The organism is Streptomyces sp. P9-A2 (assembly GCF_036634175.1).
Classification (GTDB): Bacteria; Actinomycetota; Actinomycetes; order Streptomycetales; family Streptomycetaceae; genus Streptomyces; species Streptomyces pratens.
This window is the reverse complement of sequence record NZ_JAZIFX010000001.1, coordinates 4,953,276-4,976,331: the sequence shown is the minus strand read 5'-3', so window position 1 is coordinate 4,976,331 and position 23,056 is coordinate 4,953,276. Positions and strand designations below refer to the sequence as shown.

Annotated in this window: 18 protein-coding genes and 1 pseudogene; 10 read left to right on the top strand and 9 right to left on the bottom strand. The window is 70.5% G+C overall.

Translation table 11 applies throughout. From position 1 onward, the window contains the following. The first annotated feature begins 79 nt into the window (after nucleotides 1-79). Complete coding sequence (locus tag V4Y04_RS22785) at nucleotides 80-1,882, top strand: DUF5691 domain-containing protein (protein ID WP_332430175.1); 1,803 nt, start codon at nucleotides 80-82, stop codon at nucleotides 1,880-1,882. Nucleotides 1,883-2,045: 163 nt separating this feature from the next. Here the strand turns inward: V4Y04_RS22785 and V4Y04_RS22780 are convergent, their stop codons facing one another. Continuing rightward, on the bottom strand, nucleotides 2,046-2,462 hold the full coding sequence (locus tag V4Y04_RS22780; protein ID WP_332432960.1) for a cobalamin B12-binding domain-containing protein: 417 nt from the start codon (nucleotides 2,460-2,462) through the stop codon (nucleotides 2,046-2,048). A 458-nt stretch (nucleotides 2,463-2,920) separates the two neighbouring features. On the opposite strand from V4Y04_RS22780, the pseudogene V4Y04_RS22775 reads away from it, so the two are divergent. Both V4Y04_RS22775 and V4Y04_RS22770 read left to right on the top strand, forming a co-directional pair. After that, nucleotides 2,921-3,786, top strand: a pseudogene (locus V4Y04_RS22775) (esterase/lipase family protein); the annotation flags it as partial. Nucleotides 3,787-3,969: 183 nt separating this feature from the next. Next, nucleotides 3,970-5,754, top strand: a complete 1,785-nt coding sequence (locus V4Y04_RS22770; RefSeq protein WP_332430174.1) for a M23 family metallopeptidase — start codon at nucleotides 3,970-3,972, stop codon at nucleotides 5,752-5,754. 305 nt (nucleotides 5,755-6,059) lie between these two features. On the opposite strand, the gene pcrA is transcribed toward V4Y04_RS22770, so the two are convergent. Further along, nucleotides 6,060-8,600, bottom strand: coding sequence for a DNA helicase PcrA (gene pcrA / locus V4Y04_RS22765; RefSeq protein ID WP_332430173.1), 2,541 nt, complete (start codon nucleotides 8,598-8,600; stop codon nucleotides 6,060-6,062). Nucleotides 8,601-9,078: 478 nt separating this feature from the next. Between pcrA and V4Y04_RS22760 the strand changes: the two genes are divergently transcribed. Then, nucleotides 9,079-10,302: a C40 family peptidase gene (locus V4Y04_RS22760; RefSeq protein ID WP_332430172.1), complete on the top strand. Its 1,224-nt coding sequence runs from the start codon at nucleotides 9,079-9,081 to the stop codon at nucleotides 10,300-10,302. Between the two features lie 592 nt (nucleotides 10,303-10,894). Here V4Y04_RS22760 and V4Y04_RS22755 read toward each other — a convergent pair. Beyond that, a complete protein-coding gene (locus tag V4Y04_RS22755) occupies nucleotides 10,895-12,286 on the bottom strand; it encodes an eCIS core domain-containing protein (RefSeq protein WP_332430171.1) in 1,392 nt (463 codons plus the stop codon). A gap of 516 nt (nucleotides 12,287-12,802) precedes the next feature. On the opposite strand from V4Y04_RS22755, the gene V4Y04_RS22750 reads away from it, so the two are divergent. Then, nucleotides 12,803-13,819, top strand: coding sequence for a tellurite resistance/C4-dicarboxylate transporter family protein (locus V4Y04_RS22750; RefSeq protein ID WP_332430170.1), 1,017 nt, complete (start codon nucleotides 12,803-12,805; stop codon nucleotides 13,817-13,819). Here V4Y04_RS22750 and V4Y04_RS22745 read toward each other — a convergent pair. Beyond that, nucleotides 13,797-14,150 (bottom strand): hypothetical protein, encoded by a 354-nt coding sequence (locus V4Y04_RS22745; RefSeq protein ID WP_332430169.1) that lies wholly within the window; start codon nucleotides 14,148-14,150, stop codon nucleotides 13,797-13,799. The genes V4Y04_RS22750 and V4Y04_RS22745 overlap by 23 nt on opposite strands. Nucleotides 14,151-14,537: 387 nt before the next feature. Between V4Y04_RS22745 and V4Y04_RS22740 the strand changes: the two genes are divergently transcribed. Further along, nucleotides 14,538-15,599 (top strand): C40 family peptidase, encoded by a 1,062-nt coding sequence (locus V4Y04_RS22740; protein ID WP_332430168.1) that lies wholly within the window; start codon nucleotides 14,538-14,540, stop codon nucleotides 15,597-15,599. A gap of 227 nt (nucleotides 15,600-15,826) precedes the next feature. Here V4Y04_RS22740 and V4Y04_RS22735 read toward each other — a convergent pair whose 3' ends face one another. Beyond that, entirely contained in the window at nucleotides 15,827-16,027 is a 201-nt protein-coding gene (locus tag V4Y04_RS22735) for a DUF397 domain-containing protein (RefSeq protein WP_332430167.1), read from the bottom strand. On the opposite strand from V4Y04_RS22735, the gene V4Y04_RS22730 reads away from it, so the two are divergent. Then, a complete protein-coding gene (locus V4Y04_RS22730) occupies nucleotides 16,007-16,270 on the top strand; it encodes an ATP-binding protein (RefSeq protein ID WP_332430166.1) in 264 nt (87 codons plus the stop codon). The two genes, V4Y04_RS22735 and V4Y04_RS22730, sit on opposite strands and share 21 nt — an antisense overlap. On the opposite strand, the gene V4Y04_RS22725 is transcribed toward V4Y04_RS22730, so the two are convergent. From V4Y04_RS22725 to V4Y04_RS22715, 3 genes are all read right to left on the bottom strand, one after another. Further along, on the bottom strand, nucleotides 16,261-16,488 hold the full coding sequence (locus tag V4Y04_RS22725; protein WP_332430165.1) for a hypothetical protein: 228 nt from the start codon (nucleotides 16,486-16,488) through the stop codon (nucleotides 16,261-16,263). The two genes, V4Y04_RS22730 and V4Y04_RS22725, sit on opposite strands and share 10 nt — an antisense overlap. A 62-nt stretch (nucleotides 16,489-16,550) precedes the next feature. Next, nucleotides 16,551-17,303, bottom strand: a complete 753-nt coding sequence (locus V4Y04_RS22720) for a response regulator transcription factor (RefSeq protein ID WP_332430164.1) — start codon at nucleotides 17,301-17,303, stop codon at nucleotides 16,551-16,553. Continuing rightward, complete coding sequence (locus V4Y04_RS22715; protein WP_332430163.1) at nucleotides 17,300-18,592, bottom strand: ATP-binding protein; 1,293 nt, start codon at nucleotides 18,590-18,592, stop codon at nucleotides 17,300-17,302. The genes V4Y04_RS22720 and V4Y04_RS22715 overlap by 4 nt, the downstream gene beginning before the upstream one ends. Before the next feature lie 179 nt (nucleotides 18,593-18,771). Here V4Y04_RS22715 and V4Y04_RS22710 point away from each other — a divergent pair, with 179 nt between their 5' ends. The 3 genes from V4Y04_RS22710 to V4Y04_RS22700 all read left to right on the top strand — a co-directional run bounded on the left by V4Y04_RS22710 (nucleotide 18,772) and on the right by V4Y04_RS22700 (nucleotide 22,358). Then, nucleotides 18,772-20,217 (top strand): PspC domain-containing protein, encoded by a 1,446-nt coding sequence (locus V4Y04_RS22710; RefSeq protein WP_332430162.1) that lies wholly within the window; start codon nucleotides 18,772-18,774, stop codon nucleotides 20,215-20,217. Next, nucleotides 20,204-20,437: a hypothetical protein gene (locus V4Y04_RS22705; RefSeq protein ID WP_332430161.1), complete on the top strand. Its 234-nt coding sequence runs from the start codon at nucleotides 20,204-20,206 to the stop codon at nucleotides 20,435-20,437. The genes V4Y04_RS22710 and V4Y04_RS22705 overlap by 14 nt, the downstream gene beginning before the upstream one ends. Nucleotides 20,438-20,918: 481 nt before the next feature. Beyond that, a complete protein-coding gene (locus tag V4Y04_RS22700; RefSeq protein ID WP_443080198.1) occupies nucleotides 20,919-22,358 on the top strand; it encodes an NF041680 family putative transposase in 1,440 nt (479 codons plus the stop codon). 148 nt (nucleotides 22,359-22,506) lie between these two features. On the opposite strand, the gene V4Y04_RS22695 is transcribed toward V4Y04_RS22700, so the two are convergent. Beyond that, the gene (locus V4Y04_RS22695) at nucleotides 22,507-23,037 is read right to left on the bottom strand and encodes a DoxX family protein (protein ID WP_332430160.1); all 531 of its coding nucleotides are present in this window, start codon (nucleotides 23,035-23,037) and stop codon (nucleotides 22,507-22,509) included. Between the last annotated feature and the right edge of the window lie 19 nt (nucleotides 23,038-23,056).

The window sequence follows — 23,056 nt, the reverse complement described above, 5'->3', positions numbered from 1 at the left end:
GCCGCCTCTCGGGCATCGCCGCACACCCGATGCGCGAGACCCCCCGGCTGCTCGCGGACACCCGCCGGAAAGGAATCCGATGAACAGGACCGTCGCCGCCGCGGCACCGTCCGGCCCGCACGCCACCACTCCCTCCGGCCCCGCCCCGCACACCGCGGGCTCGGCGAACGCCCCTGCCGTACCGGGCCCGGCGACCTCGTCGGAATCGGCGGGCCCGACAGGCTCGGTGGACGCCCCGGACGTATCGGGCCCGGCGGACTCGGTGACCTCGTCGGGTTCGTCCCTCCCGGACGTCTGGGAGGACCTCGTGACCACCGCCCTGCTAGGGACGGACCGCCGCACTCCGGCGGGCTCCGCGCCCGGTGCGAACGCCCCGGCGGTCCTGCTGGACGCGGCGGCCGTGGCGACCGTACGGCGCCGGGCCGGGCTGCGCCCTGCCAGGGCGGCCGAGCGTCCGCGGCCGGCGCCCGAGGACCCGCGCCCCGAACTGCCGCCGGCCGCCGCCCGCCGGCTGACGACGCTGCTCACCGACCGTTCCGGCGCCTCCGGCGGTGGCCGCCGGGGTGCGGCACCGGATCTGCTGGAACTGCTGCCCCAGTGGCTCGCGGCAGCGAACGCCCACGGTTTCGCGGCGCCCCCGCCGGCGTTGCCCGCCCTGCTGGACGCCGCGCGGGGGCGTACGGATCTGCGGCCGGCGGCCCTGCGGTTCGCGGGACCGCGAGGCCTGTGGCTGGCCCGCCTCAACCCGGACTGGCGGTTCGCCCTGCGCTCGGCACCGGGTGGGGGCACGTCGCTGCCGGGGCCCGGGGACAGGGAGAGAGTCCTGCGGCTCTGGCAGGAGGGCCTCTTCGCGGAGCGGGTCGCCCTGCTCTCCTCGCTGCGCTCCCGCGAGCCCGCCGCCGCACGCGAACTGCTCGCGACGACCTGGGCGACGGAGCGGGCCGAGGACCGGCTGATGTTCCTCGACTCGCTCCGTACCCGCCTCGGCCCGGACGACGAACCGTTCCTGGAGCAGTCGCTCGCCGACCGCAGCCGCAACGTACGGGCGACGGCCGCCGAGTTGCTGTCGGCGCTGCCCGGCTCGGCCCTCGCGCGGCGCATGGCGGTGCGGGCCGGGGCATGCGTGGCCGTGGACCATATGCGGGACGTTCCCATGCTCACGGTCGAGGCCCCGCACGAGTGCGACGCGGGCATGGAGCGGGACGGTGTGGTGGCCAAGGCCCCCGCGGGCCGTGGTGAACGGTCTTGGTGGCTAGGGCAGTTGGTGGAGGCGGCACCTCTGAGTACGTGGTCGCGCCGGCTCGGCGGACGTACACCGCAGCAGATCGTGGCCCTGCCGGTCGGGGACGAGTGGCGGAGCGAGCTGCATGCGGCCTGGTGCCGCGCGGCGGTGCGTCAGCGGGACGCCGAGTGGGCACAGGCGTTGCTCGGCGAGCCCTCCGCCGCGGAGGCGGGCGGCCCGGGGGCGGTGTCCCTGGCCGAACGCGCCGAACTGCTCGGCACTCTGGCTGCCGCCGAACGGGCGGAGTGGGTGGCCGGGTTCATCGGGACACATGGACTGCCGGACGCGTTCCAACTGCTCGGTGTGTGTGCGGTGCCGTGGGCGCCGCCCCTCGGGCGGGCTGTGGTGGACGCGCTCGACATCGCACGGGACGCGGGGAATTACCCCTGGAGTTTCAGCGGTGTCATGGGCCTGGCCGAGCGCTGCCTCGAGCCCTTGGACGCGAGCCACCTGGATGCGCTCCTGGCCGTACCCGACGAGGCGGAGGACGCCTCACCGGGTGCCGGTGGCTACTGGTCGGAGGCGTTCCAGCGGCTGGTCACCACCCTGCGCCTGCGCGCCGCGATGCTGGCGGAACTGAGCCCGGCCGCACAGTCCTGACGCACTTTCCCCGGCACGGCCCGCCGAACCCGAACCCGGCCCCGGACCGCGCGCCCACCACAGGGCGGAGCCTCGGGGGCGACAGCGACGCGCCCGAGGCGCGGTGCCGGGCCCCGCGAACCCGGCCTGTCCGGACGACGGGCCCTATGCCTCACGGCGGGCCCTATGCCTCCGCGGGATGCCGTACGGTCTCGCGGACCCAGTCCACGATCGACGCGGTCGTGGCTCCCGGAGTGAAGATCGCCGCGACGCCCTTCTCCTTCAACGGTGCGATGTCCCCCTCGGGGATGATCCCGCCGCCGAAGACCACGATGTCCGCCGCGTCCCGCTCCTTGAGCAGGTCGATCACCGCCGCGAAGAGCGTGTTGTGCGCGCCGGAGAGGATGGACAGACCGATCGCGTCGGCGTCCTCCTGGATCGCGGTGTCGACGACCTGCTCGGGGGTCTGGTGAAGCCCGGTGTAGATGACCTCCATACCGGCGTCGCGCAGGGCGCGCGCGATCACCTTGGCCCCGCGGTCGTGGCCGTCGAGCCCCGGCTTGGCCACCACCACGCGGATCGGACCGGCTGCCACACCCATCACTGCCTCCATGAAGCGCCTCCATCCATCCGTACCGACACGTAGCGCACATATCAGTCGTCCGGTACCCCTCACGAGTACCGCACACTCCGCCGCTCACCGCACCGACGGCGCCACCGCGGTACGGGCGCCCCGGCCGAACCGGCCGGGGAAGTGAACGAACGTTATCGCCAGCATCCCGCAACCGGCGGTTTCACGGTGCGGACCGAGGGGGAAATCACACGGAGGGACATGTTCACCGCGCACCGTTGCGGGGCCTCGGCATCCGAACCTCGCGCCCATGCGTCACACGGGCATCAGTGGGAACATGCGCATAAGGGATTTCGCGACGAGGCCGCCGTACACCGCGGCCGCACCGAGCGCCTGCCGCGCGCGGCGTCGACCGCTTTCGTCGCGACGCCCCATGAGGGCACACGGGGGACGGAGCTGTCCCTCCGTGTGCCGACAGGAGGTCGGCCATGAAGGTCACCGAGGCAGCACTTCCCTTTCTGCCGCTCTGCCGGCGCCTGGCGCCGAACCGGCCGGCGGTTCTTTCCACCGCCCTGCTGAAAGCGACCGCCCTGGAACTCGCGATCCTCGCGGGCCACGCCCTCCTCTATCCCGTCGGCATGGCGCAGGAGCGGCGGGACACGATCCCCGAGCCTCCCGCACCGGACGGCACCGCGAAGCTGCCGACGGAGGCCCGGCCCCCGGTCGTCCTGCTGCACGGGTTCATCGACAACCGCTCGGTGTTCGTGCTGCTGCGCCGCAGTCTCGCCCAGCACGGCAGGCAGCGGGTCGAGTCGCTCAACTACTCTCCGCTGACGTGCGACATCCGCGTCGCGGCCGAACTGCTGGGCCGGCACATCGAGGAAGTGTGCGAGCGCACCGGCAGCAGCCGCGTCGATGTCGTCGGGCACAGCCTCGGAGGACTGATCGGGCGGTACTACGTGCAGCGCCTGGGCGGTGACAGCCGTGTACGGACCCTGGTCACGCTGGGTACCCCGCATTCCGGCACCCGCGTCGCGCCGCTGGCCAACGCGCACCCGATCGTGCGCCAGATGCGCCCCGGTTCACCGGTGATCGAGGAGCTCACCCGCCCCGCACCCGGCTGCCGCACGCACTTCGTCGCCTTCTGGAGCGACCTGGACCACATCATGGACCCGCTGGAAGCGGCTCGCGTCGAGCACCAGGACCTCATCGCGCAGAACGTGCGGGTGAGCGGCGTCGGCCACCTCGCCCTGCCCGTGCACCCCGCCGTGGCCTCGGGTATACGGCAGGCACTGGACACGGCGCATCCCGGGGAGCCTGTCGCCGGTCGCGCGCGGACGGCCTGACGGTCGCCCGGCCCTCGCCCCGTCCGACACGCCCGAATCATCCAGCCCTGTCAACCATCGCGACATCACGCGCCCACCCGAACAACGACAGCCCCGCCCGGCCGTCTTGAGGGCGTGACCCCTAACAAATCTCGAACAGGTTTCGAACACAAAGCCAAGACCGTGTTTGAGCGCCGCCAAAACGCAACCGAATGCCCGTTTCCTGCGCGCGTGAAACCTGCAGAAGATTGTCGCGCCCGCATACCGCCGGGTACAGTCGCCGCACTGCTCTGGCAGCCCCTGTTGTCGAGGCGAAAGAGAAGTTGGTGAACGACCGTCACCCGTCGGGGACCATGGCCCCGGCCCCGGCTTCCGATACCTCGTCGGCGCATTACGCGCCGTACGGCACCCCGGAAGCCCAGTACGGCGACTTCACCATGTACGGCGGCTACGACGCCAACGGTTTTGCCCCCATGGGCCCGGAAACCGGCGGCCACACCCATGCGGCCTTCTCCGCCGACCCCCTCTTCGCCGACCTCCCCGGCCACGACCAGGGGCCGTACGCCACCGGAAATGCCACCGGAACGTGGTCCACCGCAGGCCACGACACCGCGCACTACGACGCGTACGCGGCTCAGCAGCAGGTCGGCTACGGCACGGGCGGCTACGAGACCGGCGGCTACGACGCGACCGCCTGGACCACCGGGCAGCAGCAGGCACCGGAGGTGCCACAGCAGGCCACGGCACCCGATGCGAGCGGCCAGTGGGACTCCGGCGCGTGGCTCCGGCCCGACCAGACCCAGAGCGCCGCCGATCCGACCCAGCAGTGGTACTGGGGCACCCAGACCTTCGACACCGGCGCCCATGACGCCACTCAGTGGAACTCCGACGGCAACGCGGTCGCACCGGCCCCGGACGCCTACGCGGACCCCTACGAACACCAGTCGGTGCCCTTCGACCAGCAGGCCACGGCCACGTTCGAACAGCATCCCGCTCCACAGGCGTCCGCCGTCTCCACCGCCCCGGACATCGATCCGCAGGCTCCTGATCACCCCGCCTTCGATTCCCGGACTCCCGCGCGGGAATCCGGTGATTCCGGCCGTGACTCCTATGAGAACGTCCGCGACGACCCGTACAGGTCTCACCAGGACGCCTCGGGCGACACCGGCGAACCGCCCGCCACGACCCCTCTGCTCGACGAGCAGGAGGAGTCGATCCCCGTCCCCTCGCCGCGCGCGGCCTCGCGGAGCGGCTCCCGTTCCCGCCGCCGTACGCCCGCCAAGCGCTCCGCGCTGCTGACGGTGGCCGTACCCTCGGCGTGCGTCATGGGGGTCGCCGGTATCGCGGCGGCCTCGGTCGGCGATCTCGCGGAGGAAAGCGGCGGTCAGGAGACCACGAAGGCCGCCGCGGACACGCAGCCGGTACAGCCCGCCGTGGCCAACAATCAGCTCGACACCCAGCTCGAGATCCTTTCCGCCGGGGCGGGCGACTTCGCCGACCGGGCCAGCCGCACCCAGGAACGCATCGACCTGAAGGCACAGCAGGTGGCCGACCGCAAGGCGGCGGCCGAGGAGGCGGCCCGCCAGGAGCGGCTGCGTCCGAAGTTCGCGCTCCCCGTCGCGCAGCACGGCCTCAGCGCCTACTACGGTCAGTCCGGCATCAACTGGATGTCCGTGCACAGTGGTATCGACTTCCCCGTCTCGTACGGCGCGACGGTGATGGCCGCGACCGACGGCACGGTCCGCACCCAGTACAACAGCGCCTACGGCAACATGATGATCGTGACGGCGATGGACGGCACGGAGACCTGGTACTGCCACCTCTCCAGCTACCAGGTCGCCTCCGGCACGACGGTGAAGGCCGGCCAGCCGATCGCGTTCTCGGGCAACTCGGGCAACTCGACCGGCCCGCACCTCCACTTCGAGGTCCGCCCGGCCGGCGGATCGGCGATCGATCCCCTGGCCTGGTTCCGCAGCCACGGCCTCGAGCCGTCGTAGAACCACCCTGCCGTCGCAGAACCGACCGACCGTCACAGAGCAGGCCGGCCGCCACAGAACCGTCTGACCGTCGTAGAACCATCCTGCCGTCGCAGAGCCGGCCGTGGCCGGCGGGCAGCCCGTCCCGGAAGCAGAACCGGCCGAGCGTCGTGGACCGGCCGTCGGACCGATCCCGGGCGGACGACCGTCCCCCCGCCCGGCCCTCGCACCGCCTCGTCCTGCGCGCCGCCCGCGGGCCCTCGCCGCTCAGTGGCCGCGAGGGCTCCGGGTGTGCCGGATCGGATTCCCGGTGACGGCTTCTCGGCCTACAGCTTCTCGACCGGCGCGTACCGCAGCAGCAACCGCTTCGGCTTGGTGTCCCCGAAGTCGACCGTCGCCTCGGCGTTGCCGCCCGTGCCCTTCACCCCGACGACGGTGCCGAGTCCGAACTGGTCGTGCGTGACCCGGTCCCCGACCGTCAGCGACACCACCGGCTTCTCGGCGGCCCTGCGCGTGGCGAAGCCGGAGGCGCCCGACGCCGACGAGCGGGACCGGGACGACGACAGCGAAGCCGCCACCCCGGACACCGGTCCGGAGGACACGGGCGCCGTCGCGCCCGTCCGCTTCCACTCCAGATGGGCGGCCGGGATCTCCTCCAGGAAACGCGAGGGCGGGTTGTACGAGGGCTGCCCCCAGGCGCTGCGCAGCGTGGAGCGGGTGAGATACAGCCGCTCACGCGCGCGCGTGATGCCGACGTACGCCAGGCGCCGCTCCTCCTCCAGCTCCTTGGTCTCCCCCAGGGCGCGCATGTGCGGGAAGACGCCGTCCTCCATGCCGGTCAGGAAGACGACCGGGAACTCCAGGCCCTTGGCGGTGTGCAGGGTCATCAGGGTGATGACGCCGGAACCGTCCTCGTCCTCGTCGGGGATCTGGTCGGAGTCGGCGACCAGGGCGACCCGCTCCAGGAAGTCGGCCAGCGTGCTCCCCGGGGCGGCGGCCCCCGGTGTCGCCGGTGTCACCGCGCCCTCGCCACGCTCCTTCTCGAACTCCAGGGCGACAGCGGCGAGTTCCTGAAGGTTCTCGATCCGGGTCTCGTCCTGTGGGTCGGTGGAGGCCTGCAACTCGGCGAGGTAGCCGGTCCGTTCGAGGATCGCCTCCAGGACGGTCGCCGGGCCCGCGCCGGACTCGACGATCGTACGGAGGTCCTCCATCAGCGTGTTGAACCGCTTGACCGCGTTCGTGGAGCGCGCGGCCATGCCGTACGCCTCGTCGACGCGCTTCAACGCCTGGGGGAAACTGATCTTCTCCCGCTGGGAGAGGGCGTCGATCATGGCCTCCGCGCGGTCACCGATGCCCCGCTTGGGGACGTTGAGAATGCGGCGCAGCGGCACCGAGTCCTCGGGGTTGGCGAGCACCCGCAGGTAGGCCAGGACGTCCCGGACCTCCTTGCGCTCGTAGAAGCGGACGCCGCCGACCACCTTGTAGGGCAGGCCGACCCGGATGAAGACCTCTTCGAAGACACGGGACTGTGCGTTGGTGCGGTAGAAGACGGCGACGTCGCCGGCCTTGGCCTTGCCCGCGTCCGTGAGCCGGTCTATCTCGTCGGAGACGAACTGGGCCTCGTCGTGCTCGGTGTCGGCGACGTATCCGGTGATCTGCGCGCCGGTGCCCGCGTTGGTCCACAGGTTCTTGGGGCGGCGGGACTCGTTGCGCTCGATGACGGCGTTGGCGGCGCTCAGGATCGTCTGCGTGGAGCGGTAGTTCTGTTCCAGCAGGATCGTCGTCGCGTTGGGGTAGTTCTCCTCGAACTGGAGGATGTTGCGGATGGTCGCGCCGCGGAAGGCGTAGATCGACTGGTCGGCGTCGCCCACCACGCACAGTTCGGCGGGCGGCAGGTGGTCCGCGCCCGGCGGCACGTCGCCGGGGTGCTCGCCGGGGCGCTCGGCGGGGTGTTCTCCGGGGCCGACGAGTTCGCGCACGAGGGCGTACTGGGCGTGGTTGGTGTCCTGGTACTCGTCCACGAGGACGTGCCGGAAACGGCGGCGGTAGTGCTCGGCGACGTCCGGGAAGGCCCGGAGCAGGTTGACCGTGGTCATGATCAGGTCGTCGAAGTCGAGCGCGTTGGCCTCGCGCAGCCGCGACTGGTAGAGCGCGTAGGCCTGGGCGAGGGTCTTCTCGAAGCCGTCGCCCGCCTGTGCGGCGAAGTCCTCCTCGTCGATCAGCTCGTTCTTGAGATTGCTGATCTTGGCACTGAAGGACTTGGGCGGGTAGCGCTTCGGGTCGAGGTCCAGGTCACGGCAGACCAGGGCCATCAGGCGCTTGGAGTCGGCGGCGTCGTAGATGGAGAACGACGACGTGAAACCGAGCTTCTTGCTCTCGCGGCGCAGGATGCGCACACAGGCACTGTGGAACGTCATCACCCACATCGCGCCCGCGCGCGGGCCGACGAGCTGCTCGACGCGCTCCCTCATCTCGCCGGCGGCCTTGTTGGTGAAGGTGATCGCCAGGATCTGGCCCGGGTGGACACTCCGCGCGGCGAGCAGGTACGCGATGCGGTGCGTGAGGACGCGGGTCTTTCCGGAGCCGGCGCCGGCCACGATGAGCAGCGGGGAGCCGGAGTGCGCGACGGCGGCGCGCTGGTTGTCGTTCAGCCCTTCCAGGAGGGCCGCGGGGTCCAGCACCGGGCGCGGGGCGCCGTCGCGGTAGTGGGTGTCCCGGTCCGGTGACACGTCGAACTTCCCGCCGAACAGATCGTCCGGAACCTGCTCCGGCACATGATCGTCCTCGGGTGGCGGCGGGGGTTCGTCCGCGGGGCCGCGCCGGCCCTGGAGGTCCGCCAGGAAGCTGTCGTCAAAGAGGCTGCTCATCGCCCTCCGAGTCTAGGGCGCCCCACTGACAACCTGCGGCCACCCCGGGAACATCCCCGTATTCCGGCGCTCGCCACCGCCCCGCGTCCGGTGACCGGACGTGCGTCCACCCTCAAGAATCACGCGCTCACCCTGGGTGACGTGACGAAGAAGGTCACGAAAACGTATCGGGCATATCACCCATCAACCTTCACATGAGGCACATGAGTTGGCTACGGTTCGGGCGGGCCGTGCGATCCCCACCGGCGAACCCCGCCGGGCGAGCGGCTTCCGCCGAGTCCGTCACTGCCGCCGCGGCAGCCGGAGCCGGGAACCCACCGGGAACCCGGGGTGAATCGGCCCGCTCCTTCCCCGGAGCAGCCGTAGGACGGCCCTTCCGGCCTACCCGCCCGCACCCCTCCCGAATCCCCTGGAGCCAGGACGGCGGGGGAGCCCTCGCCGCTCCCCCGCGGCAGAACGTTGGAAGGAGTCGCCTCCCTTGGCGTCGCACCGCAATTCGCGCACCCCGGGTACGCGCGTGACCGGCATACGGACCCCCGCTCTCGCCACGGCGGCCCTCACCTCCGTGGCCCTCCTCTCCCAGACGGCCGACGCCGCCCCCTCGGACGACGACCGGCCGAGCCTGGAGGAGGTGGAGAAGAAGGTCGACGACCTGTACCGCCAGGCGGAGTCGGCGACCGAGAAGTACAACGCGGTCAAGGAGAAGACCTCGAAGCAGCGCAAGCGCGCCGACGCCCTCCTCGACGACGTGGCCAAGCGCACCCAGACGCTCAACGAGGCACGGGAGGAGCTGGGTTCCTTCGCCGCCGCCCAGTACCGGACCGGTGCCGGCGTCCCCGACACGGCGACCTTCCTGCTCGCGGACTCCCCGCAGGACTTCTTCGACCGGAACCAGCTGATGGACCGGATGACCGGCCGCCAGAAGGCGGCGGTCGACGACTACGTCACCCAGCAGTCCGAGACGATGGAGAAGCGCAAGGAGGCCACCGAGAGCCTCACGACGCTCACCGAGTCGCAGGACGACCTGAAGACCGCCAAGGCCACGGTCCAGAAGAAGCTCAGCACCGCGCGTGAGCTGATGTCGAAACTGACCGCCGAGGAGAAGGCGCGGCTCGCGGCGGCCGAGCAGAAGAAGCGGGAAGAAGCCGCCCGCAAGGCTGCCGAGCTCGCCCAGCAGCAGGCGGAGCGACAGGAGGTCGAGGAGGAGGCACGGCAACAGCAGCAGGCGGAGAGCGGCCCCTCCGGCACTTCCGATCCCTCCGGCACTTCCGGCTCCTCGGGCGCTTCCGGCTCCTCGGGTTCCACGTCGACCGCACCGCCGGCCTCGACGGGCTCCTCGTACGCGACCAAGGCCGAGAAGGCCCTCGCCTTCGCCCGCGCGCAGATCGGCAAGCCCTACGTCTGGGGCGCCACCGGTCCCGGCTCCTACGACTGCTCGGGCCTGACCCAGGGCGCGTGGAAGGCCGCCGGTGTCTCCCTCCCCCGCACCACCTACGACCAGGTCGAGGCAGGCACCACGGTCACTGTGTCCCAGGCCCAGCCCGGTGACCTCGTCTTCTTCTACGACGACATCACTCATGTGGGCGTCTACATCGGCAACGGCATGATGATCCACGCGCCGAAGCCCGGCACCTACGTCCGCGAGGAGTCGATCTTCTACGACGGCGACTCGTCGATCCACAGCGTGGTCCGCCCGGCCTGATCCCCGCGAGGGACCACTTCGGACCTGTCGGACTCTCAGCGATCCGTCGTCGACTCGCCACTTGCGACAGACCGACGAGAACCGCTTCGCCGAGCGCCCCCCGCCGCCGCCGCTCAGGGCATTCGTGCGCCCCACGGGTGCCCCACGGGTGCATGGCATGGCGGGGGCGCTGGACAACCTCGGCCGGAATCACCTTGTGCGTCCCTCCGGTTACGCACATCGGGCGTGACGGTGCGAGACCGCCCGGTTCGAGAACCGATGACCGGGCCGGAGCTGCCGAGGTCCGCTGCCGCCGGGCCGCAGGAGTCTTCGCGGACACCTCGTGAGGCCTACTGGTCGGTGAAGAGGCGGCAGCCGGGCGGCCGGTCCGGGACTTCCGCGGGGCAGGAAGCGGCGGCCCAGCTCGGCCCAGCGATACACCACGTCGGGCGAGCCACCGATTACCCAAAAAGCCGTCTGAAGCCCGCCCGGATTCCGCCGGCGGGCGCCAGCGCGGTTGTCCATCACCCGGCAGACCGGAGGAACGTCACAGCTACGCCCTCCGTGAGGCCGTCAGGCCATCAGGCCATCAGGCCATCAGGCCATCAGGCCATCAGGCCGGGACGATCTCAACCTTCGTGAGGAACTGCTGAAACAGCAGCCGAGAGGCGTCACTGTCACCCACACTCAAACTGAAATCCCCCTTTTTCTCCTGCTTCAGTCCGATATGCCCGCCCAGTACGCCCTCACCAGTAGAAGCCTCGGGCATGGAACCGCCCTTCGCCCCGGCAATATTTCTGAGGCTCTGGGGGGTGCGATTATTACTTTCTCCCGAAACCGCCATGTGCTCCGAGTCGAAAAGAATTTCATGCACTCCGGGCTTCAATGTGAACTTCATCAGCGCTTGCTCTCCCGGGCGCCTGTCATCGATATAGGTGCGGGCCTGCCCCTCATCACCAAGATGGTTCTTCACCGGGATGACGCCAATCATTGGCTCCTCCATGGAGGCTTCTTCCTTGAATCGGGCGGCGATACCTTCCGGATCATCCCTGTTCTTTTTCATCCAGTCGGCCGTGTTGCGCTGATGATCACTGTTCCACCAGTGCATTATCGCCTCGCATTCATCGATCTCCATGGTCCTGAAAATTTCCAACTGACCCATGGCTGCGCGCTGCTTGGCGGTCGTGTTCGTATACTTTTTCCTCAGTTTATCCAGGAGCGCGGGCCCGGTCTCCGCGAGAACCTCCTTCAGCAAGCGCGGTTTCGACGTCGGACGCGGATTTTGCTTCGGAAGTCCGGCCGCCCGCTTTGCCCAGTGGTCGTCCTTCAGGAAATCCTGGACGTCGGGCGCCCGCTGCACGACCTGCGCACCGACAGGTGCCTGACGCTCCGTCGCGCCTTGAACATCCAGTCGGGTAACGGCCGGGCCCGACATCACCCGCCGCGCGGTGGCCTCGGCTTCACGTTCGAATCGGTCCGAGGGATCCGACACGCGCAACCCCGCCCCGTTGTCGACTCCTGCGACAGGTCCCTCGCGCTGCTGAACAACATGGGTCAATTCGTGGGCGAGGGTGTGCTTGTCCGCGCCGCCCTCGCCGATGACGATGTGACTGCCGGACGTGTAGGCGCGGGCGCCGACTTCGGCGGCTGAAGCCTTCGCGGCGCTGTCGTTATGGATACGGACATCGGAGAAGTCGGCTCCGAGCCGGGTTTCCATGTCGGTACGGGTCGTGGTGTCGAGGGGCCGGCCCCCGGCGCGCAGGACATCGTGGACCGCGGAACGCTGCACGGCGGGCTGTTGCTGATGACCGCAGCCCGCTCCGTGCTGGTGCTGCTCCGCCGGGGCCCGGGTATGGCCGGCCTGGCGGAGCATTTGCACGACGGCCGCATTTCCCGCAGTGCTCTGGAGAGCGAGAAGGCCCGCAGGGACGACACCGGGTGTCTGGGGTGTGGCCGGGGCGCGGCCGGGCGGCTTGCGATCAGCGCTCTGTTCATTGATGCGCATCTGACTCTTGACTCTCTTCCTCGGCAGCTGGTTCGACACGGGGTTCTCACGCACTCGCGTATTGGCGAGCCTCTTCCAGGCAGCGCTGACGCATACCTGACCTCACGCTTATGGAAGAATACTGTCCGACAGTCGACCAGGTGAGCAAAAAACCCTCTCGGACCCGCGAGGAGGAGGCTTTCGAGGTCCTGAATCCCAGCACGGCAGATCCGAACACCGCACCCCGCCGGAACCCTCGGCGTCTCTCCCTCCCTCGGCATCTCCCTCCCTCGGCATCTCCCCACTCACCGTGCACGAACTCGCCGGCCGAGGCTGCGCTGCTGCGGGCCGAGCAGGCCGTGTTCAAGCCGGTCGTCTCCGGCCCAACGGTCTCTCGCCTGTCCGGCTCTCGCGCCACCGGAGGCGAAAAGGCCCTGAATTCGGTCCGTAAGGCACGGTTGACGCCATATGTTCAGTGCCCGGACGGTCACCGCGCGGCGCCCCTTCCGGCACGGCAGGCTCTTCTGGCATCGGCCCATGCCCACCCCTCCCGCCTACCCCTTCCGCGCCTGGTGGGCGCAGCGTTCCCCGGCGGCCGGTGCCGCCGTGATGGCGACCGGCATCGTGTCGACGGCCCTGCATCTGGCGGGGCGGGAGATCCTCTCGCGGATCTTCCTCGTGCTCGCCTGCGCCGCCTGGCTGGGGCTGGCGGCGGAGTTCGTCCTACGGCTGCTGCGGGAACGCGAGCGATGGATCCCGGAGGCGGAGACACCCGGTGCGCTCACCACGCTCACCGCGGTCGCCGCGACGACCGTGCTCGGCGCACAGGTGTCCGCGCTGGGCCACGACGCGCTCGCCGGGGCGCTGCTCGCGCCGGCCGCGGTGCTCTGGCCTGCGCTGCTCGTACTGGTCGTACGACGCCGGCAGCCTCGCATGCCCGGATCGGTGTTCCTGTGCTGTGTGGCCACGCAGGGGCTCGCCGTCCTGGCCGCGACGCTCGCCGCGGCCGAGTCGGCGACCTGGCTCGCGCGGGTGGCGCTGGTGCTGTTCTGGTCCGGGCTGGTGCTCTACGCCATCGCCCTGTTCCGCTTCGACCTGCGGCAGGTGACCGAGGGGGCCGGGGACCACTGGGTCGCGGGCGGTGCGATTGCCATCTCGGCGCTCGCCGGGGCGGAGCTGCTCGTCGCCGACAGCGCCCGGCTGCATCTGTGGAACGACGACGACCTCGGTGTCCTGCGCGTGATGACCGTCGACCTGCTGGTGCTCGACCTGGCCTGGTACGGCGTACTGCTGGTCGGTGAGGCCGTCCGGCCGCGGCCGCGGTACGACACGCGGCGCTGGGCGACCGTGTTCCCCCTGGGCATGACGGCGGCGGCGACGCTGGGCGCGTCCACCGCCGTCGGCGTCCCGTGGCTCGAGGGCCTGGGGCGTGTGCTGTTGTGGGTCGCGGTGGCCGTCTGGCTGGTGGTCGCCGTCGGGGCGGTGGCCTCGGCGCGAGCCGCGATCACGTCCGGACCCGTGCGGGAACCCGTCAGGTCCACAGCACGGCGATGAAGATGTTCGCCGTGGTCAACAGGCCGACGAGGCCGAACAGGCCCTTGTCCACCTTCTCGTCGTCCCGCTTCACGTAGACCAGGCCGAGGATCACGATCAGCAGGGCCAGCTTGACACCGATCTTGATGTTGTCGACGGAATAGTCCTGCGCCTGGTTCAGCCCGACCAGGACCACACCGGTGACCAGCATCGTCAGCGCACCGTGCAGCATCGCGGGGACGAAGCGTGCGGTGCCCTGCCCCATCGCCTTCATCTGGGTGAGGAAGCCACCGAGGAGCGACGCGATGCCGATGATGTGCAGGCCGACGAAGAGGTGGATGAGTACGTCCATGAGCCGGAGCCTAACGAGGCCCCCGTCCCCCAGCCGACACCACCCTGCCCCGTCGGCCTCATGGCCCGGCGCGCCGCATAGCACCCAGGCCCACCGCCCCGCCCCTCATTCAGCGCTTTGATCATCGCGCTGACGGAAGGCGACGGCCGTGCCCTGCGCCTTCGGTCTCCCGCATTCACTCAACGATCCGCTCCTGTCATTTCCGATCAACCCGTCACCGGGTCGTCCGGACCCGGAATAGCGTCCTCCACCAGGTGACCGGCTCCCCACCGCTGCCCGGACCAGGGGCGGCAGCCGGACACCATCGCCCGGAAGGCGCGGCGGCCGAGCCTCCGGCCGGCCGTGCACACGGACCGGGCGGTCGTCGGGAAAGGACGTGGAGTCCACGTGGCAGCACACCGCAAGCCCAGACAGTTCCTGCTGGGCGGCGGCAGGACCCGCAGGGCCGTCACTCTCGCCCTGGCCGGCGCGGCCACCGCGACCGGATTCGACGGGACGGGGCACGCCGAGCCCCAGCCGGCACCGGGACAGGTCAAGGCCGAGGCCGACAAGCTGTTCCAGGAGGCGGAGGCCGCCACCGAGAAGTACAACGGTGCGAAGGAGAAGGCGGAGTCGGCCCGGCAGCGGCTGCACGACCTGCAGGACGAGGCCGCCCGCGAGGAGGACCGGCTCAACTCCGCACGGACGGCGCTGGGAACGGTCGCGGCGGCCCAGTACCGCAGTGGCGGCCTCGACCCCGCCCTGCAGCTCGTCCTCTCCGACGACCCCGACGGCTACCTGGACGGCGCCGCGTTCGCCGAACGGGCGGGCAGCCGCCAGAACGCGGCGGTGGGACGCGTACGCGGGCAACTCCGCGAGATCGAGCAACTACGCGGTGCCGCCCGCCTCGAACTCACCTCACTGTCCTCCCGCCAGGCAGAGCTGAAACGGCACAAGAAGACAGTCACCGGCAAGCTGGACGCCGCACGCCGTCTGCTGTCCCGGCTGACACCCGAGCAGCGCACGGAACTCACCGACGGCGGAACGGACCGCACCGGCCCCGCCACCCCCACCTCCGCGCCCGGTTCCGCGCCCGGTTCCGTCACCGCCCAGGCACCCGGCCCTCGATCCGCCGACGCCGTCTCCTACGCCTACCAGAAGCTCGGCAGCCCCTACGTCTGGGGCGCCACCGGCCCGAACACCTTCGACTGCTCGGGCCTCGTCCAGGCCGCGTACCGCTCGGCGGGCGTGTCCCTGCCCCGCACGACCTACGCCCAGATCAACGCCGGCCGCCGCGTCGAACGGTCCGAACTCCGCCCCGGCGACCTGGTCTTCTTCTACTCCGGCATCACCCACGTCGGCCTCTACATCGGCAACGGGCAGATGATCCACGCCCCGAACTCCGGCTCCTCGGTCCGCATCGCCCCGCTCACCGAAATGCCCTTCGCGGGAGCCGCCCGGGTGGCCTGAGGGCGGTCTGGGACCGGGAGCCACTTTCAGGCAGCTCGAAGGCCGGTTCCTTACGGGTGCGGCACCGGCTCCGGACAGGATGTGGCCGGTTGCCGACGGTCGCGGGCAGCGAGGACGGCTTCGCGGACGAGGGCGGCGGCGCGAGGCAGAGTGACCGACGGAGCCTCCCGTACGACGTTCCTCCGGGTGCCGCCGCTGCTCGGATCCCGAGGCTCGCCCCTCGAAGCTCAAGCTTCGGTACGGGCATACGCGACGAACACGGTCCAGGCACCTCCTGCGACGGCGAACCGAGGACTCCGGGACCCGAGCTTCGAGTCCCGGACGTGGACGGTGTGGGGGCAGGGGGCGACTTCGACGCAGGCACCTCCCTGACTGTCGCTATAACTGGACTTGTACCAGGTGAACTGATGACCAACGCCTACCGTCACGCGAAGGCTCCGGTCGGCCGTGAGATCCGGGCCCGCTGCGAACTCACGGACAACCGCCTCCGCATCACGGTGACCGACGCGAACAGCACACTGCCGACACCGACAAGGGCAGCCCTGGACGACGAATCCGGCCGGGGCCTGGAACTGGTGGCGAAGCTGTCGGACGACTGGGGTGCGGCGAGAAGGGAGTGCGGAATCGGCAAGACGGTGTGGTTCGAACTCACCGTCTCCGCTCATCCGTAACTCACAGCCCCTGCGAGCAACAACGCGGTGATGACATCGGACTTCCCCGAGGCGTCGGGCCCGAAGAGCCCGACGACCGGGTAGATCCCCATCCGCTTGCCGTCGGACAGTTGGACGGTCCGCGCCGCGTCGGACTCCTCGTCCGGCGATACGACGAAGGACAGCTCCTGCTCGTCGCGCAGTGACCGTACGTTCACCGTACGGAAACGCAGCAGCATGCAGCCCCTCCTCCCGGCGGGTCCGCCCTGATGAAATGAGCGCCTACTCGCCCAGCAGCTGGTCACACCAGACGGCGGGCCGTTGCCCAGCGGGTCAGTTCGTGGCGGTTGGAAAGCTGGAGCTTGCGCAGCACCGCCGAGACATGGGACTCGACCGTCTTCACCGAGATGAAGAGCTGCTTGGCGATCTCCTTGTACGCGTATCCCCGGGCGATGAGCCGCAGCACCTCGCGCTCGCGCTGGGTGAGGCGGTCGAGGTCCTCGTCGAGCGGCGGGGCGTCGGTCGAGGCGAAGGCGTCGAGAACGAAGCCGGCCAGGCGGGGGGAGAAGACGGCGTCGCCCTCCTGGACCCGGAAGACCGAGTCGACCAGGTCGATCCCGGTGATCGTCTTGGTCACGTATCCGCGGGCGCCGCCCCTGATCACGCCGATCACGTCCTCCGCCGCGTCCGAGACGGACAGTGCGAGGAAACGGACCGGCCGCTCGGTGTCGCCCATCAACGGGGCGCAGCGCCTGAGTACTTCCACGCCGCCGCCACCGGGCAGGTGCACGTCGAGGAGGACGACTTCGGGCCGGGTCGCGGTGATGACCGTGACCGCCTGGTCGACGTCCGCGGCCTCGCCGACCACCTCGACGCCGGTCTGTTCGGTCTGTCCGATCTCGGCCTGGACGCCCGTGCGGAACATGCGGTGGTCGTCGACGAGGACGACCCGCACATGGCGTCCGGCGCCCCCGGTGGACTGCGCGGACTCGGCGGCCTGGCCGGCCGGTCCCGCCGTTCCGTTCGGCTCGGTCGGCTCGTTCGGCTCGCTCATGACGTGTTCTCCGCCCTTTCCATCTCCAGCTCGACCTCCGTGCCGCCGTCCGGCACCGCGCGCAGCCGCGCCGTGCCGCCGTTGCGCTCCATGCGGCCGATGATCGATTCTCTGACACCCATGCGGTCGGCGGGTATCGAGTCGAGGTCGAAACCGGGGCCGCGGTCCCGGACGGACACGAAGACCGTCCTTCCCTCGACTTCGGCGTAGACCTGTACAGCACCCCCCTCGCCACCGTACTTGGCCGCGTTCACCATCGCCTCGCGCGCGGCCTGCATCTGCGGGCCGGTCTTCTCGTCGAGCGGGCAGTCGCCGACGACGACGACCTCGATGGGGACACCGTGCTTGTCCTCCACCTCCGCGGCATTGCGCCGTATGGCGTCGGCGAGGGTGGTGGGCTCGTCGGCCTCGTCCTTGCCGGTGCCCTCGGGCTTGTAGAGCCAGGTGCGCAGGTCGCGCTCCTGGGCGCGGGCGAGCCGGCGCACCTCGCCCGGACTGTCGGCGTTGCGCTGGATCAGGGTGAGAGTGTGCAGCACCGAGTCGTGGACGTGGGCGGCGACCTCGGCACGCTCCTGGGCACGGATGCGCATCAGCCGTTCCTCGGAGAGGTCCTGGGTCATGCGCACGAGGTAGGGACCGGCGAGGAGCGTGATCCCGACGAGGACCGCGAGGGCCGCCTGGAGCACCGACGCGAGGTGGGCGCCGGAGCCCCGCAGGACGAAAATGCCCGACACACCGGCCGTCACCAGCAGTACGCCGGCGCCGGCCCGCAGCAGGGTGATCGTGCGGCGGCGGCTGCCGACCTCGACCCAGCGGGCCCGGCGCGCGTTGTCCGCCTGCCGCCAGACCAGGGCGACGCCCGCGCCGACGAGCACGGTCGGCCAGAGGTAGGCCCTGGCACCGTTGGACAGGTTCACATTGCCGACGAAGACCATGGCCACGACGACCATGAGGAGCAGGGCGACGATCTGGCCCTTGTCCGGTCTGCGGGTGACGAGTCTGCGCCGGCCGTCCGGCGAGCTCTCGGTCGCGACCGGCGTGGGCGGCTTCTGTGCGTCCACTCCGCCGACCCCGAGCGGTACGAAGAACCAGAAGGCGGCGTACAGCAGTGTGCCCAGGCCGTCGGCCATGAACAGGCCGACGAAGACGAGCCGTACCCAGATCACGGGCAGCCCGAGGTGTCCGGCGAGCCCCCGCGCCACACCACCGAGCCAGCGTCCGTCACTGCTGCGGTAGAGCTTGCGCGGCGGCCGCGGCTCTGCGAGTGGCGCTGCTGCGGCTTCCGACATGCCAATGATGGTCACACGGCCCCTGGTTCCGAGGCATCAGGGTCGGTCCCGGAGACTCCCCTGATCTCCGGGGGTCCGGCCCCTCGAACGCTCCCCGGCCGCCTCTCAGGGCCGATATCAGGGTCCGGCCAGGGTCGTCCCGACTGCCGTCCCGGCGGCTCGCCCGTCACCATGGACTCATGACAGATCACCAGCACGCCGCGACGGGTCCGGGGCCCGGCTCCGGCCCGCGCCCTTCCGAGGGCGCCGGGCCGCGGGAGGGCGCGTCCGCCTCGGGCGCGACAGGCGGTACGTCTGCCGGGGAGACCGCCTCCGCCGGAGCTCCGCGCCCTCCCGGTGAGGCGCCCGTGCCCGAGCCGCCGCACCGTTTCCGGCGCGACCGCCGGCACCAGATGCTCGGCGGAGTGTGCTCCGGGCTCGGTCGGCAGTGCGACATGGACCCGGTGATCTTCCGCATCACGCTGGCGGTGCTCTCCGCCACCGGTGGCGTCGGCCTCATCTTCTACGGCTTCGCCTGGCTCCTCGTCCCGTACGAGGGCGAAGAGGAGAATGAGATCCGCAGGCTGCTGACCGGCCGGGTCGACGGCCACACGCTGGCAGCCATACTCTTCGCGCTGGTCGGCTGCGGTGTCTTCCTCACCATGCTGAACAACGGCGGGGTGCTGAGCTTCGCCGTGATGCTCTCCCTGCTGCTCGCCGGTGCCGGGTACTGGTCGCGGCAGCGCGGTACCCCCAGCCCTGACCCCCTCGCCGCCCAGGCCGCCGCCGACGCCCCGCCGGAGCCCCAGGCACCGCCGGTTCCCGCCGCCTTCTCCTCGTGGTGGCGCGACCCCATCGTCAAGGACGGTACGCACATCGGCGGCACGGGCTATCTGTGGGGACCCCAGGGCTCCCGGGCCCCGGACATCGCTTCCGCGATCAACGTCAGACTCGACCCCCACTCCTCCGCCCGCCACGACTCGTCCACCCGGCACCTGGCGGCGAAGCCGCGCGGCCCCCGCTGGATCGGCGGCTGGATCTTCCTGCTCGCCCTGCTCGCGGCCGGCCTGGGCGCAGGACTGACCTGGGAGACGCAGCCACTCGGCACCAGCCTGCAGACCGGTCTCGCGTGTGCGCTCGCCATCTTCGGCATCGGCCTGGCGGTCAGTGCTTTCCTGGGCCGCACCGGAGCAGGGTCGATCCTCCTGGCGGTCATCACCGCGGGGCTGCTCGCCGCCTCGTCGGCCGTGCCCAAGGACATCGGCACCGAGTGGATGCGCACCACCTGGGAGCCCGCCTCGGCCGCCCAGATACGCCCGGTCTACGACTTGGGCACCGGCACCGGCACCCTGGATCTGTCCGAGGCACGGATACCCGAGGGAGAGACCGTGTCGACGCGGGCGAACGTCGGCGTGGGCCGCATCCATGTGATCGTGCCCGAGGGCATGACCGTGAAGCTCAGCATCGACGTGGGAGTGGGCGACATCCAACTGCCCGGCGACAAGCAGAAGGACGTGGACGTGGCACCGGGCAAGCACAAGGAGACGACCCTGCTTCCTCCCGCGGGTGTCAAGAAGACGGGAACCCTCGACCTGGACCTCCAGGTCGGTGCGGGACAGGCGGAGGTGAGCCGTGCTACGTCATGAGTTCCAGCCCGGCAGGCTGATCGCCGGCCTCTTCCTGACCCTCGCCGCCGTGCTCTACGCAGGCGACGCGGGCGGTGCCTGGGAGACGCCGTGGTTCGTCGTGATCCCCGTCGTCGCGGGCGGTCTGTGTCTGGCCGGATCGGTGTCCGCGGTGACAGGACTGATACGGCGGCACAAACGCTCCGACACTCGGAGTCCCCGCGCCAAGTCCCCCACTTGAGAACCCGACAAACCGGCTTGGCGGGGCGACTTGATGGGGCGACCTGGCGAGGCCGGCGAGGCGACCCGGCCGATGGAGCGGGCGGTAACGACCTCACCCGCGATGGGGAGTGGATCAGCGAGCGGCGTCATGCGGCTTCGCCTCCAAGGCGGAGGAGGGAGTGATGGCGGAGCCATCGCGACCGACGACAACGCCGGAGGCGAAGCCGCAGGGCGTCGGGAGCCCGCTCACTATCGCGGGTGAGGTCGTAAGGGTCTGCCGGAGAACAACATGCGGGTGGGCGGCGCGCTGACCTGCGGCATCAAGTCCGGAAACCCACAAGTTGTTTCTCTGCGAGCCCTAAGCTTGGCGTTTAAGCTCCGCCCGTGGTCAGCTCGTTGAGCTGACCACGGGCCTCGTCGTTCTACAGACAGCAGGGCGGCCTTTGCGTGATCATGTCTTCTCGCTGAAGTCGACGTTGATCACAACAAAGGCCGTGAGGGTGAGTCTGCTGGACGATGCTGCCCACGTCGAGTCCCTGACCGCCTTGTCCCGGTTCCGGACCGACTTCTACGCTTGTCTGCCCGCCCGCGCCGATGCGCTGTTCGAGCTGACCGACGCGCTGCTGTGCACGGACGGACCGGTCAAGACGCTGGTCGAGCTGTCGCTGGCGCCCGAGCACCGGCGCGGGCACGGCGCACTGTACGGAGCCTTGAACCATGGGCGGCTGGAGGTGGCGCGGCTGCGCCGGACACTGAGCGGCCTGCCGCTGCCACGCGCGGCCGACGGGCGGATCGTGCTGGCCTGCGATGTCAGCAACTGGCTGCGGCCGGATGCGGCCACCAGCGCGGAGCGGCTGTTCTGCCACACCTACGGCCGGGGCAGGGGCTCGGCGCAGATGATCCCGGGGTGGCCGTACTCGATCGTCGCCGCCCTGGAGCCGGGCCGCACCTCCTGGACCGCGCTGCTGGACGCGGTCCGGCTCGGGCCGGGCGACGACGAGACCGCCGTGACCGCCGCGCAGCTGCGCGAGGTGATCGAGCGCCTGCGCACGGCCGGGCACGTCCAGGACGGCGACCTGCCGGTCCTCATCGTCTTCGACGCCGGCTACGACGTCACCCGCCTCGCCTTCCTGCTGGCCGACCTGCCGGTGGAGCTGCTGGGGCGGATGCGCTCGGACCGCGTCCTGTACTTCCCGCCCCCGCCGCAACCGCCGGGCAAGGTCGGGCGCAAGCCCAAGCGCGGGGCGGAGTTCAAGTTCGAGGATGAGGCCACCTGGCCCGCACCGGCCCGTACCACCACGAGCGCGACCAGCCGCTACGGTCAGGCCGTCGCCACCGCCTGGGACCGGCTGCATCCGCTGCTGAGCCGACGCTCGGCATGGGCCGACTACCCCAAGGGTGAACTCCCGGTCATATCAGGCACGGTGGTCCGCCTGCGGGTCGATCGCTTGCCCGGGGACCGCGCCCCCAAACCGGTGTGGCTGTGGTGGTCGGGCGTCGACGCCACGGCCGCGGATGTGGACCGGCTCTGGCGGTCGTTCCTGCGAAGATTCGATCTTGAACACACCTTCAGGATGATCAAGCAGACGCTCGGCTGGACCCGCCCGAAGCTCCGCACCCCCGAGGCGGCGGACCGCTGGACCTGGCTGATCATCTCCGCCCACACCCAGCTCCGCCTCGCCCGGCCCCTGGCCGAGGACCTCCGTCGGCCCTGGGAACGATCCGCCCGGCCCGGCCGCCTCACCCCTGCCCGCGTCCGCCGAGGATTTCGCCGCCTCCACGAGAAGACGCCTCAGCCGGCCGGCGCGCCGAAATCCGGCACGGCAGGCCCCGGTCGGCCGGCGGGCTCGAAGAACAGGCACCGAGCCCGCGAGCACCCCGTCGGAAAACAAAGCAAAACGGACACTGCGAAGTCCGCCCCAAAGCGGCAGGCAGCATAAACGCCAAGCTAAGGCGGGCCGAGCTCGATGCGGGTGGCCTACCGCGCCGGAGCGGACGGGCGGCCTGCCCCGCCCGGGCGGGGCCCGGCGGGCCTGGCGGGGTGAAGAGGGTGGAGCCGCCCGTTCGAGGAGCGGGCTCTACCGGGTACTACCGGTAGTCCCCCACCCGCCGCCTTCGTCGCGATCGTAGGGCGGCGTCCACGGAGAGGAGGGGAGCACCCGCGAGCAGCAGAGGAGTCCAGGCCACGAGGTAAGGGAGATCATTGCCGTAGTAGTAGGGCTCGGCGGCCCAGCTCACGGTCAGCCACAGGCTGAGGGAGATCAGCGCACCGCCGAGGGCGGCCAGTCGGGTGAACAGACCGATCAGGATTCCGATCCCGACGGCCAACTCGCCGAAGGCGATGGCGTACCCGAAGGCAACCGGACTTTCCAGGGACATGTCGACCAGTGCGGGAATGGCCGAGGAATCACGGACGGCCCGCATCATGTCGCCGATCGACCCGGCCCCGGCGTCCTTCATGAACGCGCTGTCGGTGAGTTTGTCGATTCCCGCGTAGATGAAGGTGACGCCCAGAAAGATCCGCAGAGGAAGGAGGGCGTACCGAGTGGCGGTGTCCCGCCAGTCCCTGTCGCCATCGAGGTGAGGTCTGTGCGCATCCGCTCGCATACCGTGAGTCATCGCCGTCTGCCGCCTCTCG

Excerpts from the sequence above, each read along its gene's own strand:
- V4Y04_RS22785 (WP_332430175.1), top strand. The coding sequence starts at position 80 with ATGAACAGGACCGTCGCCGCCGCGGCACCGTCCGGCCCGCACGCCACC.
- V4Y04_RS22780 (WP_332432960.1), bottom strand. The coding sequence starts at position 2,462 with ATGGGTGTGGCAGCCGGTCCGATCCGCGTGGTGGTGGCCAAGCCGGGG.
- V4Y04_RS22770 (WP_332430174.1), top strand. The coding sequence starts at position 3,970 with ATGCCCGTTTCCTGCGCGCGTGAAACCTGCAGAAGATTGTCGCGCCCG.
- pcrA (WP_332430173.1), bottom strand. The coding sequence starts at position 8,600 with ATGAGCAGCCTCTTTGACGACAGCTTCCTGGCGGACCTCCAGGGCCGG.
- V4Y04_RS22755 (WP_332430171.1), bottom strand. The coding sequence starts at position 12,286 with ATGCGCATCAATGAACAGAGCGCTGATCGCAAGCCGCCCGGCCGCGCC.
- V4Y04_RS22750 (WP_332430170.1), top strand. The coding sequence starts at position 12,803 with ATGCCCACCCCTCCCGCCTACCCCTTCCGCGCCTGGTGGGCGCAGCGT.
- V4Y04_RS22745 (WP_332430169.1), bottom strand. The coding sequence starts at position 14,150 with ATGGACGTACTCATCCACCTCTTCGTCGGCCTGCACATCATCGGCATC.
- V4Y04_RS22730 (WP_332430166.1), top strand. The coding sequence starts at position 16,007 with ATGACCAACGCCTACCGTCACGCGAAGGCTCCGGTCGGCCGTGAGATC.
- V4Y04_RS22725 (WP_332430165.1), bottom strand. The coding sequence starts at position 16,488 with ATGCTGCTGCGTTTCCGTACGGTGAACGTACGGTCACTGCGCGACGAG.
- V4Y04_RS22720 (WP_332430164.1), bottom strand. The coding sequence starts at position 17,303 with ATGAGCGAGCCGAACGAGCCGACCGAGCCGAACGGAACGGCGGGACCG.
- V4Y04_RS22715 (WP_332430163.1), bottom strand. The coding sequence starts at position 18,592 with ATGTCGGAAGCCGCAGCAGCGCCACTCGCAGAGCCGCGGCCGCCGCGC.
- V4Y04_RS22710 (WP_332430162.1), top strand. The coding sequence starts at position 18,772 with ATGACAGATCACCAGCACGCCGCGACGGGTCCGGGGCCCGGCTCCGGC.
- V4Y04_RS22695 (WP_332430160.1), bottom strand. The coding sequence starts at position 23,037 with ATGACTCACGGTATGCGAGCGGATGCGCACAGACCTCACCTCGATGGC.